This is a genomic window from Pseudomonas sp., from assembly GCF_036404235.1.
Classification (GTDB): domain Bacteria; phylum Pseudomonadota; class Gammaproteobacteria; order Pseudomonadales; family Pseudomonadaceae; genus Aquipseudomonas.
Window position 1 is genome coordinate 1 of sequence record NZ_DASWOT010000083.1, and the last position, 16165, is coordinate 16165.

A 16165-nucleotide genomic window follows, 5' to 3' on the forward strand; every position below is an offset into this window, starting at 1 on the left:
CTTGCGCGGTGTGCGAGTCGAGGTTGCCGGTCGGCTCGTCGAGCATCACCAGCCCCGGCTGATTGACCAGCGCCCTGGCAATGGCCACGCGCTGACGTTCGCCGCCAGACAATTCAGAAGGTTTGTGCGCCAGCCGATGCCCCAGCCCTACCCGCTCCAGCAGCGCGGTAGCCCGCTGACGGGCTTCGGGAATCGCGGTCTTGCCGATCAATAGCGGCATGCAAACGTTTTCCAGTGCGGTGAATTCCGGCAACAGGTGGTGGAACTGGTAAACGAAACCCAGCGCCCGGTTGCGCAACAGGCCGCGAGCCTTTTCGTTCAGCGCCGACAACTCTTCTCCGGCCAGCCACACACTGCCTTCGGACGGGGTATCCAGGCCGCCGAGCAAATTGAGCAAGGTGCTTTTCCCCGAGCCCGAACTGCCGACGATCGCCACGCGCTCGCCTGGGTGCAACTCCAGTTGCAGGCCAGACAGAACCGTTACCGACTCCGGGCCCTCCTCGTAGGACTTGCCCAGGTTGCGACAACTCAATACTGCTTTATCACTCATGCCCGACTCACTCATAACGTAGCGCCTCCGCCGGCTGGGTGCGCGCAGCACGCCAGGCTGGGTACAGGGTGGCGAGGAAACTCAGGATCAACGCCGCGCCACAGACGAGGATGACGTCCTGGGCTAACAACTGCGACGGTAGATAGTCAATGAAATAGACATCCGCGTTGAGAAACTTGTGACCGATCAGGCCTTCCAGCAAGGAGATCGCGGCGCTGACATTAAGCGCGGCGAAGATACCCACCGCCGCGCCAATCGCCGTGCCCACCACACCGATGACCGTACCTTGCACCATGAAGATCGCCATGATCTGCCCAGGCGTTGCGCCCAGCGTGCGCAGAATCGCGATGTCGCCGCGCTTGTCATTCACCACCATTACCAGCGTGGAAATAATGTTGAACGCGGCCACCGCCACGATCAGCAGCAACAGCAGACCAATGATGGATTTCTCCATACCGATGGCCTGATACAGGTTGCCGTGGGTGCGGGTCCAGTCACGGGAGTAATACTGGTGCTCGCCGAGGTTCTGGGCGATCTCATAAGCCGTGCGCGGAGCTTTGAACAGGTCGGTGAACTTCAACCGCAGGCCTTGGACCTGATCGGGCTTCCAGCGATGCAAACGGGCCAGATCCTGAAGGTTGGTCACGCCCAGATAGCCGTCCAGCTCTCCCGCCCCGACATGGAAGATGCCAACGACGGTAAAGCGTTTCATGCGTGGGAACATGCCTGCTGGCGTTACGGTGACCTCAGGCGCGACGAACGTCACCTTGTCGCCAATACCAACGCCCAGCTTGTTCGCGGCCTTGTCGCCGATCACCACACCGAAGCCGCCGGCGACCAGATCGTCGAGCCGGCCCTGCTTCATGAAGTCATCGATGATCGACACTTTGCGTTCCTGGGCCGGATCGATGGCATTGAGCAAGATTTTCTGCACGTTGCCATTGTTGGTCAGCAGCCCCTGCATCTGAGTGAAGGGCGCAATCGCCTCCACTTGCCGGTTCTGCTTGACCTTGGCGGCCAAGGCCTGCCAGTCGCTGATCGGCTCGCCGGATTCGATGGTGGCGTGAGGCACCATGCCCAGCACGCGAGTGCGCATTTCATGATCGAAGCCGTTCATTACCGATAACACGACTATCATCACGACTACGCCTAGGGCGAGACCGATCATCGAAGTCAGGGAAATGAAGGACACGAAATGATTACGGCGTTTTGCACGGGTATAACGCGTGCCAATGAATACAAAAAGAGGTCTGAACATTTAGGGACTTGTTCGCAGGAATGGGGAACGTCCTTGTGGCGGGCCTTGGCGAGCAGCCTTACACTAAAAACACTCTAGGCAATCACTGAGTCATCGCGCTGGGCGATCACTCTGAGCGATTACTCTGACAACCGCCGCTACCATGGGTTCGCCATGTCAACATTAGATGAAGAAGAACGCCGCGAATACTACCGTATCGAGGACAGCGTCGCACTCGAAATTAACCTGCTGTCGGGGCCAGGCGCAGTCGACGAACACGCCCTTGAAGGGACGTCTGCGCTGTTCGATTTGCTGAGTGAACTGCACGTCAGCGAGTTCGAATCTCAGCATCTGCTGCGCCATCTGGACGAGCGTGACCGCACGCTCAACAGCTTCCTGAAAGCACTGAGCAAGCGCATTGACCTGCTCGGCCAGGTGGTTGCACAAACCGTGCTGGGCAAGCTCGGCAAGCCGCAAAAGGTGATCATGTCCGAAGGTGGCCTGCAATTTGAGTCGCCGCAGCCCTATCCGATTGGCGCGAAACTGTCGATCAAAATGGTGCTGATGCCGCAGGCATCGGGAATCATGCTGCGGGCCAAAGTGACACATTGCCATGCCTTGACCATTGGTGATTTCGAGATCGGCACTGAGTTCATCGATCTGCCGGAAGCCCAGCGTCAGTTGCTGGCTCGACACATCCTGCAACGACAAGCTCAGCAAAGGCGGCTCAACCGCGAGCAACAAAAACCCTCGTCCGAGTAATTTTCCTGCACCTTCAGCTCAATTCAAAACAGCAGCATGGCGCACAACGTCCACAAGGAGTAATTGTGACCCTGATCTACGGCCACCGCGGCGCCAAAGGCGAAGCACCGGAAAACACCCTGACCAGCTTTCAGGAATGTCTAAAACACGGCGTACACCGTTGCGAACTGGATCTGCATTTGTCCCGTGACGGGGAGTTAATGGTGATCCACGATCCGACGCTCAAACGCACCACCGACCGGCGCGGCAAAGTGGTCGAACATACGGCTGCCGACCTGGTGACCTATGACGCGCGTAAAAGCGGCCCTGGCTGGATCAACCCCTGCCCGATCCCGCGCCTGGAGGAGCTGTTCGAGAAGTGTGCGTTCAAGCACTGGCAGTTGGAAGTCAAAAGCGCTTCGAAGACACGCGCCGCCACCACCGTCCTGGCGATTCGTGAACTGGCGCAGCGTCATGGCTTGCTGGACAAGATCACCATCACCTCAAGCTCACGCGAAGTACTGCGCGCCGCGATGGAACTGACACCGGACATTGCTCGTGGGCTGGTAGCCGAATACGCCTGGCTCGACCCGCTGAAGGTCGCTCAAGGTTATGGCTGTGAAATCCTGGCCTTGAATTGGACACTGTGTACGCCGGAGCGTCTGAAGAAAGCACAAAGCCTGGGGCTGCACGTGTCAGTCTGGACGGTCAACGAGCCTGCGCTGATGCTCAGGCTCGCTGATTTTGGCGTAGACAGCCTGATTACAGACTTTCCCGGTTTGGCCAGCGCCACGCTTGGGAATTACTGAAATCGGTCTCCCCGGCCGGCTCAGGCCACCGGCCGGAGTTGCTCAAAAAAGCCGGCTGAGACCATCGTAAGCGGCGACCCGATAGGCTTCGGCCATGGTCGGGTAGTTGAAGGTGGTGTTGACGAAGTACTTCAGTGAGTTCCCCTCACCCGGCTGGCTCATGATCGCCTGGCCGATGTGAACGATCTCCGATGCCTGGTCACCGAAACAATGCACGCCCAGCACTTGCAAGGTTTCGCGATGGAACAGGATCTTCAACATGCCCACCCGCTCACCGGAAATCTGCGCACGAGCCATGCCCTTGAAAAAGGCCTTGCCGACTTCGTACGGGACTTTGGCCAGGGTCAGCTCTTGCTCGTTACGACCGACCGAGCTGATCTCGGGAATCGTGTAGATACCGGTAGGGACATCGTTGACAAAACGCCAACTGCCGTTGTCGACCAAACTGCCCGCTGCCGAACGCCCCTGGTCATAGGCAGCGCTTGCCAGACTCGGCCAGCCAATCACGTCACCTGCGGCATAGATCGTCGGCACGACGGTGCGATAAGCATCGTCGACATCGATCTGGCCGCGACCGTTGGCCTTGAGACCCACGTTTTCCAGACCCAGCTTGTCAGTATTGCCGGTGCGGCCGTTACACCAAAGCAAGGCGTCGGCCTTGATTTTCTTGCCCGACTTCAGGTGCAGGATTACGCCATTGTCCAGCCCTTCGACACGCTCGTAATCTTCGTTATGGCGAACCATGACGTTGTTGTTGCTGAAGTGGTAACTCAACGCCTGGGAGATTTCCGAGTCGAGGAAGCTGAGCAACTGATCGCGGTTGTCCACCAACTCGACCATCACCCCAAGACCGCTGAAGATAGACGCGTACTCGCAACCAATGACGCCGGCGCCGTAGATGATCAACTTGCGCGGAGTGTGGCTGATGCTGAGGATCGTGTCGCTGTCGTAGATACGCTTGTGGGAAAAGTCGATATCGGCCGGACGATAGGGACGCGATCCGGTGGCGATAATTATCTGGTTAGCGACCAGCCTTTCCACGATACCTGTGGGGCAAACCACGTCGACGGTATGCTCATCAGCAAAACTGCCGGTACCAAAAAAGACGTCGACCCGATTACGGGCGTAATAACCTGTGCGAGACGCGACCTGCTTGCCAATGACCATCTCGGCGTTTTTCAGCACGTCCGGGAAAGAAAACCAACGTGGCTCGCCGATGGCCCGGAACATCGGATTGGTATTGAACTGAATGATCTGTTTGACCGCGTGACGCAACGCCTTGGACGGAATGGTGCCCAGATGAGTGCAATTGCCGCCAACCTCGCGCCGGCTGTCAACCATGGCGACCTTGCGCCCAGCTTTGGCGGCGTTCATTGCCGCGCCTTCTCCAGCGGGGCCGGAACCCAGTACCACCACGTCGTAGTTGTAGACAGCCATGCGTACTCCTTAGAACGGGCCGAGCGCCACTCTGGCGTCTCTGGCTAACTCACGCCGCAATCAGCGGCGGGAAGAATCGAAACTCGCGGCGCAGTCTATATACCCAGCGTCGCGGCGAACATTAACCCTTGGTCGCGTCACAGGCCAATTTTGTCTGCGCTACAGACCTTCATCGGCAGCAAAACGCCGGTAGATCACTCAAAGGCTGCGGATGATAAATTGCCTGAGGCTTGAATCACATAAAAAGCCAGAATATTGTGCTTTTTACTCGTCGCTGGCAGTTGGGCAGACCTGACGGGCTACGAGCGTGCCACACGAGCAGAAACAGTGGCGTAATCTCTATAAGCAGATTTTCGACAAGGCGTGCGTTATGCGACAGCTGTTGGTGGGTTGGATGTTGGTACTGGCGATGCTGGCGAGCCCGCTGGCCATCGCTTCAGAGGCAGATTTACTGGTGGAGGCGGATTTCCCGACGAAACTGCAGGGGCAGTTGCCCGTTTTGGAGCGCAAGAATCAGGCGATTCTTACGTATATGTGGATGGATGTTTACGCAGCGGCCTTCTATGCAGAGCCGTCGATCAATGCCCAACAGTCTGCCACCACCCAGACACCGCAGCGTCTGGAACTTTACTACTTTCGCGACATAGACCGCGAAGACATCATCAAGACAGCCAATACAACGCTGGAGCGCCAGCAGACAAAGGAAACCTTGAGGCGCCTGCGGCCAGAGCTTGATCGCTTGCACAATAGCTTTCAGAGCGTACGCCCCGGTGACCGTTACGACTTGAGCTGGGACCCTACAGACGGGATGACCGTGACACGTAACGAAAAGGTCATCTTCGCCAGCCCAGATCCTGAACTGGCAAAGGTGTATCTGGCCCTCTGGCTAGCCCCGGACGGGCTATCGGAGAACCTGCGCGCGGCACTGCTCAACTAAACACAGGCTTCGCACCGGGGACTGACCGTGCGTTCAGTCGTGATCGACGGCCGTTTCAGTGGCACGACCCAAAAACAGGCGTTGCGCCAGATCCTTACCGATGGTGCTTCGGTAAATACTCACCACGTCCTTGCTGTCCTTTGCCGCTTTGACCAGTGCCTTGTAGCCCATGAATCGTTGCTCGGCCACTTTTAGATGGGCCGCGGTAAAGTCATGCGCGCTGGCGTCCTCGCTGGCATAGTGAAAATGCGCCCACCACAGCACCCGTTGGTCTTTGTCGCGGATAAGGTATTCCTGCATGAAATCGTTACGCTTGGCCCCAGACATGTTTTTGCGTACGTCAAAACGAGAAATATTGACCTCATGCTGACGGTATAGATAACTCACCCTCGCGGCCGTTGGCGGCTGAGCCTTGATCATGGCAATGCGGATGCTCTGCCCTTCCTCAACAAGACGGGCCGCGCCAGCACGCAGATCAACCACCAGCGCCGCCAACAGTGTGGCAGCGCCTTCGTTTTGACCGGCCGCTTGTCCCTGAGCCTCGAGTTTGCCGGCCAAATCATTAAGCTTGTCGGCCTTGTGTACCAAAATATCCTGCATATCCTCAGGCTCGTTGGCACGCTTGGCCTGACGGCGGGCGTTATTGATATCCAGATCGACGCGAGCCAGACCGGCATTGGCCTGACGTTCGAGCACAGTTAGCTCGACAACGGGTTCGCTGCTCACCGCGCGCGCAGGATGTACAACCTTGACTTCGACCCAATCTCCATCTTCGTGCAGATGATAGGTACCAATAACGGTATCGCTCATGGCTTGCGTAACATCCACGACTTCGCCCGGAAAGTCCGACTCACCCTCCCTGATCCGCCCGATGAGCGTGCGTTGCGCACGGGTTCTGAACACCCGCTTTCTCGGCTGCTTGATCTTGGGGGCGTATTCGACCGGTTGCTCAGGTGGCTCCTCACTTTCTCGGATCAGGTCGGACAAGCGTTTCTCCGCACCCTCTGAAATCCATGAAAGGTCTTGGAGAAAGCGCGTGAAATACTCCATCACCACTGCGTCGGGCCCGCTTTCATGTGCCGACATCGCAATCAAGGACGCTCGGTTGTATTCGCGCAACGCGCTTTCCAACACATCGATCTGCTCGGCAAGTGTGTAGTCATTGGGCTTTTCCAATTCAGACTGGGAGCTGAACGCTGCGGGCAGGCTCTTATCGGTACGCAGATTTTTGAACTCCACTGCGCCTTGCCCCGATAAAATGTCCTCTTCACTGAAACTTAATTCCAGTAGCGACCACAAGCGGTTGATTCGCCATTCCAGGTGGGTATACAAATTATTCTGCTGTAACTCCAGCACCTCATCACGCCAGAACGCTTCACCAACCTTGGGCACACTCCTCAGCTCTTGCCAAAAACCCTCTCTGACACCGGACCACTGCACACCTATGCTTTGTAACTTCAGCAGGTCACTGAACAGTTTTAAATAGGAAACGACGTTGCCCGGCATCACGGTGCTCAGGGAAACCGTCTGCAACTGCACCAATTCACTGCGCGCAAGTTTCAAGACCTTGTCGAGCAACAGTCCTTCAAAAAAAACAATTCGGCGACTTACCCCTTGCAGGTCTTTGCCGACAACTTTGTCTGCGGTTCGGTCAGCTGGGCGCAAGGCCTGATCGAGTAGCTTTTTCTCCTGCATGATCGTAATGATCTCGTTCAGATCGGTTTCGGCCAGCGAGATAAAATCAGTCGGCAACTGCTCGGGCGATGTCCGGAACGTATCGTCCCAGCGCATGAACCTCACGTACAGCGCGTGTTGCCGTCGTTCAAGCACCGCTCTACGGTCGGTCACGCGCTTGAGTGTCGCCGCATTTTCCAATGCCAGTAGTCGCGCACTACGTTTTGGCGCGCCGCCGAGCAGACGCAATGACACATCCAATGCCCACACTTGATTGACGTACCTCAAACGAGGCCCACTCTGGGTAGCATCCTGCGGATCAACCACGAAAACACCGTCGTCAGTGATACTGACCTGATAAACCACGTTATCCACCCGCGCATACCATTGCTCGCTGTAGTGATATAGCCCTACTCTTCCGACCTCTGCAGAGGCCACAGTAAACACCGGCTCCAGCAAAACCTTAAATCGATCAAGGGCCTGTAGTTGCCCCTCGGTGGGGCGGTTGTTCATGCTCGACCAGGAAAAGTCCAATATTGCTGGTTCACTCGGCGTGCTGTGGGAGACCTGCGTCCCGGAACCCCCAACCTGCGCGACATCGGGGCCGTTGGCAGCGTTGATCAAAGTACTTTTCACCCGTACAGGGCGCCGGGATACAGGAATTCTGGCACTGAAACCCTGATGCAAGAGAATCAACGATAGCGTCAGCAACAACGCGCTCCATGTCTCGAAATTTGCTGAACCGCGACTTTGCATCAGCAACACTTGATCGACATTCGACATCAGTTGCACCAGCCACAGCGTAGAACTCGCAGGGCCCGAGACAAACGGCATCACCGTATCAAGCGCCAGCCAGCCACCGCGCTTGATCCGTGCCCAACGCCTTTCAGCATTTGAAACCGATTCGCTATCAGCCAGGTCGGCAAGCGCGCACGCGTTGGCGCGAAACAGTGCCAGGAAAACATCGCCCTGAACTTTCACGACAGACAACTGTGCAGGCGGGGGCGTTTCCAGAGGAGCAAAATCCGACCCCTGCCCAAACCGAACAATGTGGGGCTGCTCAAACCCTCCGTTGGCGTAACGTTGGCGCGCGTGCTCGCTCATCCACGCCAGCACGTCTTCCTGCAGATCGCCGGTCTTGACGATAGCCGTGCGAAGTTCGGTCAATGAGGTGAACTCGGTCAGCGGCACACTGGCGAATGGGCGATACAAAACAAACGGCCCAATCTCAGGATCGGGCGCCCCTATGACAAACATATTGGTGACATTATCAGCAGGTGCGCCAGGGCTTGCCACGAACGCCAACGGCCAAATGGCCGAGGACGATACCGTGCCTTTAGCAGCTGGCGACCCCAGTACCGTACACACGTGCTGGTAACCGGCCAGAGTCAGATTGCCCTCTCCTCGGATCTTTTGCTCCAGCGCCTTGAGTGGCAGTTGAATACGCAGTTGATCGGCAAACAGTGCCTGGCGGCGCGCCACCTCGACTGCATCGGTGATCAGGTAATGCCTTACCAAATCCGGATAAGCACGGCCGATGTCCACACGAAAGACCAACTGTTTTAAATAGTCCGGTGTCAGCCAGTCTGGTAGAGGGCCGCCGTCCCGGACTGACAGCGTCAGGGTGCCATTGGGTGCGCTGGACAGATTCTCCAGCGCAAACGCCGCGACGCTCATGCGCACGTTCTCCACGCTGCCCACCGTAATGATTTGCCCTCCCGACGGGATCGCCGAGGCCACGACTTTGGCGATCTCGACGGTGACATCGTCCAGCGTCAGCGCCGCTTCGGGATGATCCTCACGAAGGCTGTCCTGCAACACCTTGCCGGCATACTTAAGGATCGGTGGCAGATCGTCGTTGAACGACTTGCCTTTTGACCGCGAGCCTGACACCGCCAGAGCCGCCACGTGACGGCTGTAATCCAGGCGTTCACCAGAACTGGCCTGGCGCAACCACTCAGGAAGCTGTTCGAACCGTCGATTGCTAGCCAGGCGGGAAGCAGATGGATCATCCACTAACACCTGACTGACATCAGTGACCTTTTCCAGGTAGCGTTCAATCTCATCGAAGTCCCCAAGTCCCTGGGAAAGCACGCCTTCGATTGCTGCCAACTGGGTGTTCAAAATGACCTGCGCCTGCCGCTCGAACTGAGCGGGGTCGACCTCCTTGATGACGGCTCCCGCTGGCACGGCAGGCGGTTGTACGCCGCTCTGCTCACTCGATTGTGCGCGAACAGTTTTACTCAGAGAGTTTTGCCGCAGGGCTTCGGACAAATACTGCCAGGGACTGGAAGCATTTGCACAAGGACGATCCCAGAACTCCACCATCGCCTGCATGAACGCTGTAACCAGTGCGAGGGAAACGCTGTCAACGAGCACGGCCAGTTGCTCGATATCGATGTCCAGGGTCAACGCAACTACGCTGCTCGGGTCGGCAATCAGGGTGTTTTGACCCGTTGTCCAGCGCAACGTCTTGCCGGTGCTAAAACTCTGCCGCAAGTGTTCGCTCAACGTCTCGAAGGTGGGTTGCGCCAAACTGGCAGGCCGGGTAATGACGGCGACATCGGGATTTATCGCAAGCGTCGGGTAATAAATCTTGAGTGCCAGGCGCAGCGTGCTGGAGGCAACGACGAGCAATGAAGGACGACTGGCAAATATGTCGATAAGGTCAAATTTCAATGTCATTGGGGCTTTAACTCGTATGTGGTTATCCCGCCCCGACACCACAGATGTGCCATGCCGGAACATATCGAACGAGTTAAGGGCATACCGACATCAGTCATGACATATACAAATATTGTTGTTTGCAATCCTCGTCGAGAGATGAACAGCCATCCGCTAACACTGTCTTCTAATTGCCATCCCGCATATTTACACATATCGTTACAAATCTGCGTTAACCGAGACCCGGCTCGGACTAGCCAGAGAGGACGTATAAATACAATGGATCCTTGGGTCTGCTACGTGCAACAGACCCTATCTAGACAGCCTAAGTGAGTAATTCCAAAATGGCCTCGACCACAGGTAAAGGCAAAGCGATATTTCGCGTTGTCAGCGGCAACTTCCTTGAAATGTTCGACTTTATGGTCTACGGCTTCTATGCCACGGCCATTGCCAAAACCTTCTTCCCTGCCGATAGCGAATTCGCCTCGTTGATGCTGTCGCTGGCGACCTTTGGTGCGGGTTTCCTGATGCGTCCGCTGGGTGCGATCTTTCTCGGCGCCTACATCGACCATCACGGCCGAAAAAAAGGCTTGATCATCACACTGGCCATGATGGCCATGGGTACGGTGTTGATTGCCTGCGTGCCCGGCTACGCAACCCTGGGTGTCGCGGCGCCACTGCTGGTGTTGGTGGGACGACTGTTACAAGGCTTCTCGGCAGGCGTCGAGCTGGGTGGGGTTTCGGTGTACCTGGCGGAAATTTCGACGCCGGGTCGCAAAGGCTTCTTCGTCAGTTGGCAATCAGCGAGTCAACAGGCGGCCGTGGTATTCGCAGGCCTTCTGGGCGTTGCCCTGAACCACTGGCTGAGCCCGCAAGAGATGGGGGAATGGGGCTGGCGCGTACCGTTCCTGATTGGATGCCTGATCGTACCGGTTATCTTCGTGATTCGCCGTTCGCTGGAAGAAACTCCTGAGTTTGAAGCCCGCGCGAAAAAACACCGCCCATCGTTGGGTGAAGTGGTGAAGTCAATCGGTCAGAACTTTGGCGTGGTGATCGCAGGCATGGCGCTGGTGGTCATGACCACTGTTTCCTTCTACTTGATCACCGCCTATACCCCGACCTTTGGTAAAAACGAACTGCACCTGTCTGACTTCGATGCCTTGCTGGTCACGGTCTGCGTCGGTATTTCGAACTTCATCTGGCTGCCGGTGATGGGGGCGGTGTCCGATAAGATCGGTCGTAAACCGTTATTGCTGGGCGCGACCATTCTGGCGATCATCACGGCGTATCCTGCCCTGTCCTGGCTAACGTCCAATCCAAGCTTCGCCAACCTGCTGATGGTCGAGCTGTGGTTGTCGTTCCTCTATGGCTCGTACAACGGCGCCATGGTGGTCTCGCTGACCGAAATCATGCCGGTTGAAGTGCGTACTACCGGATTCTCGCTGGCTTACAGCCTGGCGACCGCGGCCTTTGGCGGCTTCACCCCGGCGGCCTGTACTTACCTGATCCACGTACTGGACAACAAGGCAGCGCCAGGTATCTGGTTGAGCGGCGCAGCTGTTTTGGGCCTGCTTGCGACCCTGGTGTTGTTCCGCAAGGGCCAAAGCCACGTGCATGGAGCAGCGACGGCAGGCTGACAAAAAGCAGCGGCGAGCGCGAGCCGCACGTAAAAAAGCCGGATCGACAAATCGGTCCGGCTTTGAAGTCAGGTAAGGGAGTGTGCTCAGCGTTGACCAGAGCCGCCTTCGCCCCCGCCGCCTGGCCCACCTTGATGGTAACCGCCACCTCCGCCGCCGCCACCTCCACCACCACCTCCATGACCACCACCGCCTGGGCCCCAGAACGGCCAGCAACCGGACATGGCTGACATCACTGCGATAACCATCGCAACCTTTGCTATACGACTCAACATAATCGGTACTCTCTGAACGACAGGTATTTATCACCTGCAACCTCAGACATCGCGACAAGGTGAAAGCGCGTAGACACTTGGTAGACGTAAGGTAACCAAACCGATACAGAACTCGACGAAAAAGCCCTTGGCCTAGCGTGTCTTGGCCGTGCAGGTGAAATGTATGCCTGCCGAGGTCGATACCGACCCGTGCTAAATCGCTCAGCCCCGGAAATAAAACACCCTGCGAAAGCGTAGCCCTCGCAGGGTGTAGGGGGATGCCATCTCATTACCCGCTCATTACAAGCTGTTTGAACGAGCGGGTCCGGCCGCTGGATTAAACCAGCTTCTCAAACTCAGGCACTGCTTCGAACAGGTCAGCCACCAAACCGTAATCTGCCACCTGGAAGATAGGCGCATCTTCGTCCTTGTTGATCGCAACGATCACTTTGGAGTCTTTCATGCCAGCCAGATGCTGGATTGCACCAGAGATACCCACCGCGATGTACAGCTGTGGCGCGACGATCTTGCCCGTCTGACCGACCTGCATGTCGTTTGGCACGAAACCTGCGTCGACAGCAGCGCGAGAGGCGCCGACGGCCGCACCCAGCTTGTCAGCCAGGGCGTACAGGTGCTTGAAGTTGTCGCCGTTCTGCATGCCACGACCGCCCGAAACGACGATCTTGGCAGCGGTCAATTCCGGGCGATCAGACTTGGCAAGCTCTTCACTGACGAAAGACGATTTGCCAGCATCATGCACGGCCGACACCGCTTCGATAGCAGCAGAACCGCCTTCAGCGGCAACGGCATCGAAACCGGTCGCGCGAACAGTGATGACTTTCACCGCAGCCGACGATTGCACGGTAGCGATAGCGTTACCGGCATAGATCGGACGCTTGAAGGTATCGGCGCTTTCAACGGAGATGATTTCGGAAATCTGATCGACATCCAGTTGCGCGGCAACACGCGGCAGAATGTTTTTGCCGTTGGAAGTGGCCGCAGCCAGCACATGGCTGTAACCGGAGGCACCGCCCTCGGAAACAAGAGCAACGACCAAAGGTGCAACGTTTTCTGGCAATTGATGCGCGTATGCGGCGTTGTCAGCGACGAGGACTTTTGCCACGCCCGCGATTTTAGCGGCAGCTTCGCCAACAGCGCCCACATTTTGGCCAGCGACCAGAACGTGAATGTCGCCACCGATCTTGGCGGCAGCGGCAACGGCGTTCAATGTGGCGGGGGCGATGACGCCATTTTCGTGCTCAGCGATAACCAGGATAGGCATTTAGATCACCTTCGCTTCGTTTTTCAGTTTCTCGACCAGTTCGGCCACCGACTTGACCTTGATCCCAGCGCTACGAGCAGCCGGCGCTTCAACTTTGAGGGTCTTGTTGGTCGAAGCGGTAGAAACGCCCAGCGCGTCAGGCGTCAGCACTTCGAGAGGCTTTTTCTTGGCTTTCATGATGTTTGGCAGCGACGCGTAGCGCGGCTCGTTCAGACGCAGGTCCGTGGTCACGATGGCTGGCAGCTTCAGCGAAACAGTCTGCGCCCCGGCATCGACTTCACGGGTAACGCTGACATGGTCGCCAGACACTTCGACCTTGGAGGCGAAGGTGCCTTGAGCGTAACCGCTCAGGGCAGCCAGCATCTGGCCAGTCTGGTTGTTGTCGCTGTCGATCGCCTGCTTGCCGAGGATGACTAACTGCGGCTGCTCTTTGTCGACCACAGCCTTGAGCAGCTTGGCGATGGCCAGCGAGGTCAAGTCTTCGGCGGATTCTACGAGGATGGCGCGATCGGCACCCAGTGCCAATGCGGTACGCAGTTGCTCCTGAGCGGTGGTCGGACCAATGGAAACGACGACGATTTCGGTCGCAACACCCTTCTCTTTCAGGCGTACGGCTTCTTCCACGGCGATTTCGCAGAAGGGGTTCATCGACATTTTGACGTTAGCGAGATCGACGCCGGAGTTATCCGCTTTGACGCGAACCTTGACGTTGTAGTCGACCACTCGTTTGACAGCTACAAGAACCTTCATGGATTCCTCGTTACTCTCCGGTGAAAAGAAAGTCGCCCGGCGTGGCCCGGCGATAAGTACACGTCAGTGTAAAGAACACCTCTGAAAACTACGTATTCGTGCTTGCTTAAAGGTGAGTTAGGCAAAAACATTCACTCAAACCCGGCAATCTAAGCCAGACACTGGAAGGCTGTGTAAACTGCACTCCGCCTCGCCAGCTCGTGGGGTTGGCTTGGTCTGCTGCACGGCGCTCGCAACGCTTTTAGAGGTGTTCTTGTACCAACGGTCAGCCTACGGCGAGCGCAAAACCGCCCGTATCTTGACCGGAACACCTATTGCGGTCAATACGACAAAAACGCCAGTCACAAGCCGCGCCTCTATGTTTTATCAGGGTTGTAGCTGATTCAAACAAACGTTTGTATTGGACCTGTCGGGTGGTGTAGATATAATGCGCCCCTTTAAGATGACGCCCGGGTGAGCAGCGCTCCGTGTGTCGGTTTTATGCGTCATATAAAAAAACACTGTTGAGCCCTGAGTAGGAGATAGCCTGTGGAACGCGAATACATGGAATTCGACGTCGTCATCGTCGGAGCCGGCCCCGCCGGGCTTTCCGCCGCTTGCCGTCTGAAACAAAAGGCCGCACAAGCCGGCCAGGAAATCAGCGTCTGCGTGGTGGAAAAAGGCTCCGAAGTGGGCGCACACATCCTGTCGGGCGCCGTGTTCGAACCTCGCGCCCTCAATGAATTGTTCCCGGACTGGAAAGAACTCGGCGCACCGCTCAATACGCCGGTCAAGCGCGACGATATCTACGTCCTGAAAACCGCCGAAACCTCCAGCAAAGTGCCTGATGCGTTTGTGCCCAAGACCATGCACAACGAAGGCAACTATATTATTTCGCTGGGTAACCTGTGCCGCTGGCTGGCTCAGCAAGCAGAGAACCTGGGCGTGGAAATCTACCCAGGCTTCGCCGCTCAAGAAGCGCTTATTGACGAGAACGGCGTGGTGCGCGGGATCGTCACCGGCGATCTGGGCGTAGACCGCGAAGGCAATCCAAAGGAAGGCCTGTACACCCCCGGCATGGAATTGCGTGGTAAATACACGCTGTTCGCCGAAGGCTGCCGTGGCCACATTGGCAAGCAACTGATCAAGCGCTTCAATCTCGACAGCGACGCCGACGCCCAGCACTACGGCATCGGCCTGAAAGAAATCTGGGAAGTCGATCCGGCCAAACACCAACCCGGCCTGGTGGTCCACACCGCTGGCTGGCCAATGGATGTGATGGGCACCGAAAATACCGGCGGTTCCTTCCTTTATCACCTGGAAAACAATCAAGTGGTGGTCGGCCTGATCGTCGATTTGTCCTACGCCAACCCGTACCTGTCACCGTTCGACGAATTTCAGCGTCTCAAGCATCACCCGGTGATCAAGCAGTACCTGGAAGGCGGCAAGCGAATCAGCTACGGCGCCCGCGCCATTTGTAAGGGTGGCCTGAACTCGTTGCCAAAAATGGTTTTCCCTGGCGGCGCGCTGATCGGTTGCGACCTGGGCACCCTGAACTTCGCCAAGATCAAAGGCAGCCACACGGCCATGAAATCCGGCATGCTGGCCGCTGATTCGGTGGCCGACGCACTGTTCGCCGGCAACGAGGGCGGTGACGCACTGAGCAGTTACGTCGATGCGTTCAAAGGCAGTTGGTTGTATGAAGAACTGTTTGCCAGCCGCAACTTCGGCCCGGCACTTCACAAGTTCGGCGCGATCTTCGGGGGTGCGTTCAACTTCATCGACCAGAACATCTTCGGCGGCAAGATCCCTTTCACGCTGCACGACACCACGCCAGATTACGCCTGCATGAAGCTGGCGGCCGACTCCAAAAAGATCGACTACCCCAAGCCCGACGGCAAACTCAGCTTTGACAAACTCAGTTCGGTGTTCATCTCAGGTACAAACCATGAAGAAGAACAACCGTGCCACTTGAAGCTGAAGGACCCGAGCATCCCGATCAGAGTCAACCTGCCGAAGTACGATGAACCCGCGCAGCGTTATTGCCCTGCTGGCGTGTACGAAGTGGTGACTCAGGAAAACGGCGAGAAGCGTTTCCAGATAAACGCGCAGAACTGCGTCCACTGCAAGACCTGCGACATCAAGGACCCTTCACAGAACATCACCTGGGTGGCACCGGAAGGCGCTGGCGGCCCGACTTACCCGAATATGTAA

Annotated in this window: 12 protein-coding genes; 5 read left to right on the top strand and 7 right to left on the bottom strand. The window is 57.0% G+C overall.

Going from position 1 to position 16165, the window contains the following annotated elements; genetic code table 11:
- Positions 1–550, bottom strand: a 550-nt coding sequence (locus tag VGC62_RS10135) for an ABC transporter ATP-binding protein (RefSeq protein ID WP_331186943.1), incomplete at its 3' end; no start/stop codon positions are given.
- 7 nt (positions 551–557) lie between these two features.
- Positions 558–1808 carry a lipoprotein-releasing ABC transporter permease subunit gene (locus tag VGC62_RS10140; RefSeq protein ID WP_331186944.1) on the bottom strand — a complete coding sequence of 417 codons (1251 nt, stop codon included), beginning with the start codon at positions 1806–1808 and terminating at the stop codon, positions 558–560.
- A gap of 153 nt (positions 1809–1961) precedes the next feature.
- Between VGC62_RS10140 and VGC62_RS10145 the strand changes: the two genes are divergently transcribed.
- On the top strand, positions 1962–2549 hold the full coding sequence (locus tag VGC62_RS10145) for a PilZ domain-containing protein (RefSeq protein ID WP_331186945.1): 588 nt from the start codon (positions 1962–1964) through the stop codon (positions 2547–2549).
- A 65-nt stretch (positions 2550–2614) separates the two neighbouring features.
- Positions 2615–3337: a glycerophosphodiester phosphodiesterase gene (locus VGC62_RS10150; protein WP_331186946.1), complete on the top strand. Its 723-nt coding sequence runs from the start codon at positions 2615–2617 to the stop codon at positions 3335–3337.
- A 42-nt stretch (positions 3338–3379) separates the two neighbouring features.
- On the opposite strand, the gene sthA is transcribed toward VGC62_RS10150, so the two are convergent.
- Positions 3380–4774 carry a Si-specific NAD(P)(+) transhydrogenase gene (gene sthA, locus VGC62_RS10155; RefSeq protein ID WP_331186947.1) on the bottom strand — a complete coding sequence of 465 codons (1395 nt, stop codon included), beginning with the start codon at positions 4772–4774 and terminating at the stop codon, positions 3380–3382.
- Between the two features lie 370 nt (positions 4775–5144).
- Between sthA and VGC62_RS10160 the strand changes: the two genes are divergently transcribed.
- Complete coding sequence (locus tag VGC62_RS10160; RefSeq protein WP_331186948.1) at positions 5145–5711, top strand: chalcone isomerase family protein; 567 nt, start codon at positions 5145–5147, stop codon at positions 5709–5711.
- A 33-nt stretch (positions 5712–5744) separates the two neighbouring features.
- On the opposite strand, the gene VGC62_RS10165 is transcribed toward VGC62_RS10160, so the two are convergent.
- Positions 5745–10070: a dermonecrotic toxin domain-containing protein gene (locus tag VGC62_RS10165; protein WP_331186949.1), complete on the bottom strand. Its 4326-nt coding sequence runs from the start codon at positions 10068–10070 to the stop codon at positions 5745–5747.
- 323 nt (positions 10071–10393) lie between these two features.
- Between VGC62_RS10165 and VGC62_RS10170 the strand changes: the two genes are divergently transcribed.
- Entirely contained in the window at positions 10394–11686 is a 1293-nt protein-coding gene (locus tag VGC62_RS10170) for an MFS transporter (RefSeq protein WP_331186953.1), read from the top strand.
- 86 nt (positions 11687–11772) lie between these two features.
- Here VGC62_RS10170 and VGC62_RS27675 read toward each other — a convergent pair whose 3' ends face one another.
- From VGC62_RS27675 to VGC62_RS10180, 3 genes are all read right to left on the bottom strand, one after another.
- Positions 11773–11961 carry a hypothetical protein gene (locus tag VGC62_RS27675; RefSeq protein WP_414705780.1) on the bottom strand — a complete coding sequence of 63 codons (189 nt, stop codon included), beginning with the start codon at positions 11959–11961 and terminating at the stop codon, positions 11773–11775.
- Between the two features lie 316 nt (positions 11962–12277).
- A complete protein-coding gene (locus VGC62_RS10175) occupies positions 12278–13222 on the bottom strand; it encodes an electron transfer flavoprotein subunit alpha/FixB family protein (protein ID WP_331186950.1) in 945 nt (314 codons plus the stop codon).
- Positions 13223–13972 carry an electron transfer flavoprotein subunit beta/FixA family protein gene (locus tag VGC62_RS10180; protein ID WP_331186951.1) on the bottom strand — a complete coding sequence of 250 codons (750 nt, stop codon included), beginning with the start codon at positions 13970–13972 and terminating at the stop codon, positions 13223–13225. It abuts the gene before it with no gap.
- A gap of 528 nt (positions 13973–14500) precedes the next feature.
- Between VGC62_RS10180 and VGC62_RS10185 the strand changes: the two genes are divergently transcribed.
- The gene (locus VGC62_RS10185; protein WP_331186952.1) at positions 14501–16165 is read left to right on the top strand and encodes an electron transfer flavoprotein-ubiquinone oxidoreductase; all 1665 of its coding nucleotides are present in this window, start codon (positions 14501–14503) and stop codon (positions 16163–16165) included.

Coding starts and splice junctions, on each gene's coding strand:
- VGC62_RS10160 (WP_331186948.1), top strand. CDS start 5,145: ATGCGACAGCTGTTGGTGGGTTGGATGTTGGTACTGGCGATGCTGGCG.
- VGC62_RS10165 (WP_331186949.1), bottom strand. CDS start 10,070: ATGACATTGAAATTTGACCTTATCGACATATTTGCCAGTCGTCCTTCA.
- VGC62_RS10140 (WP_331186944.1), bottom strand. CDS start 1,808: ATGTTCAGACCTCTTTTTGTATTCATTGGCACGCGTTATACCCGTGCA.
- VGC62_RS10180 (WP_331186951.1), bottom strand. CDS start 13,972: ATGAAGGTTCTTGTAGCTGTCAAACGAGTGGTCGACTACAACGTCAAG.
- VGC62_RS27675 (WP_414705780.1), bottom strand. CDS start 11,961: ATGTTGAGTCGTATAGCAAAGGTTGCGATGGTTATCGCAGTGATGTCA.
- sthA (WP_331186947.1), bottom strand. CDS start 4,774: ATGGCTGTCTACAACTACGACGTGGTGGTACTGGGTTCCGGCCCCGCT.
- VGC62_RS10175 (WP_331186950.1), bottom strand. CDS start 13,222: ATGCCTATCCTGGTTATCGCTGAGCACGAAAATGGCGTCATCGCCCCC.
- VGC62_RS10145 (WP_331186945.1), top strand. CDS start 1,962: ATGTCAACATTAGATGAAGAAGAACGCCGCGAATACTACCGTATCGAG.
- VGC62_RS10170 (WP_331186953.1), top strand. CDS start 10,394: ATGGCCTCGACCACAGGTAAAGGCAAAGCGATATTTCGCGTTGTCAGC.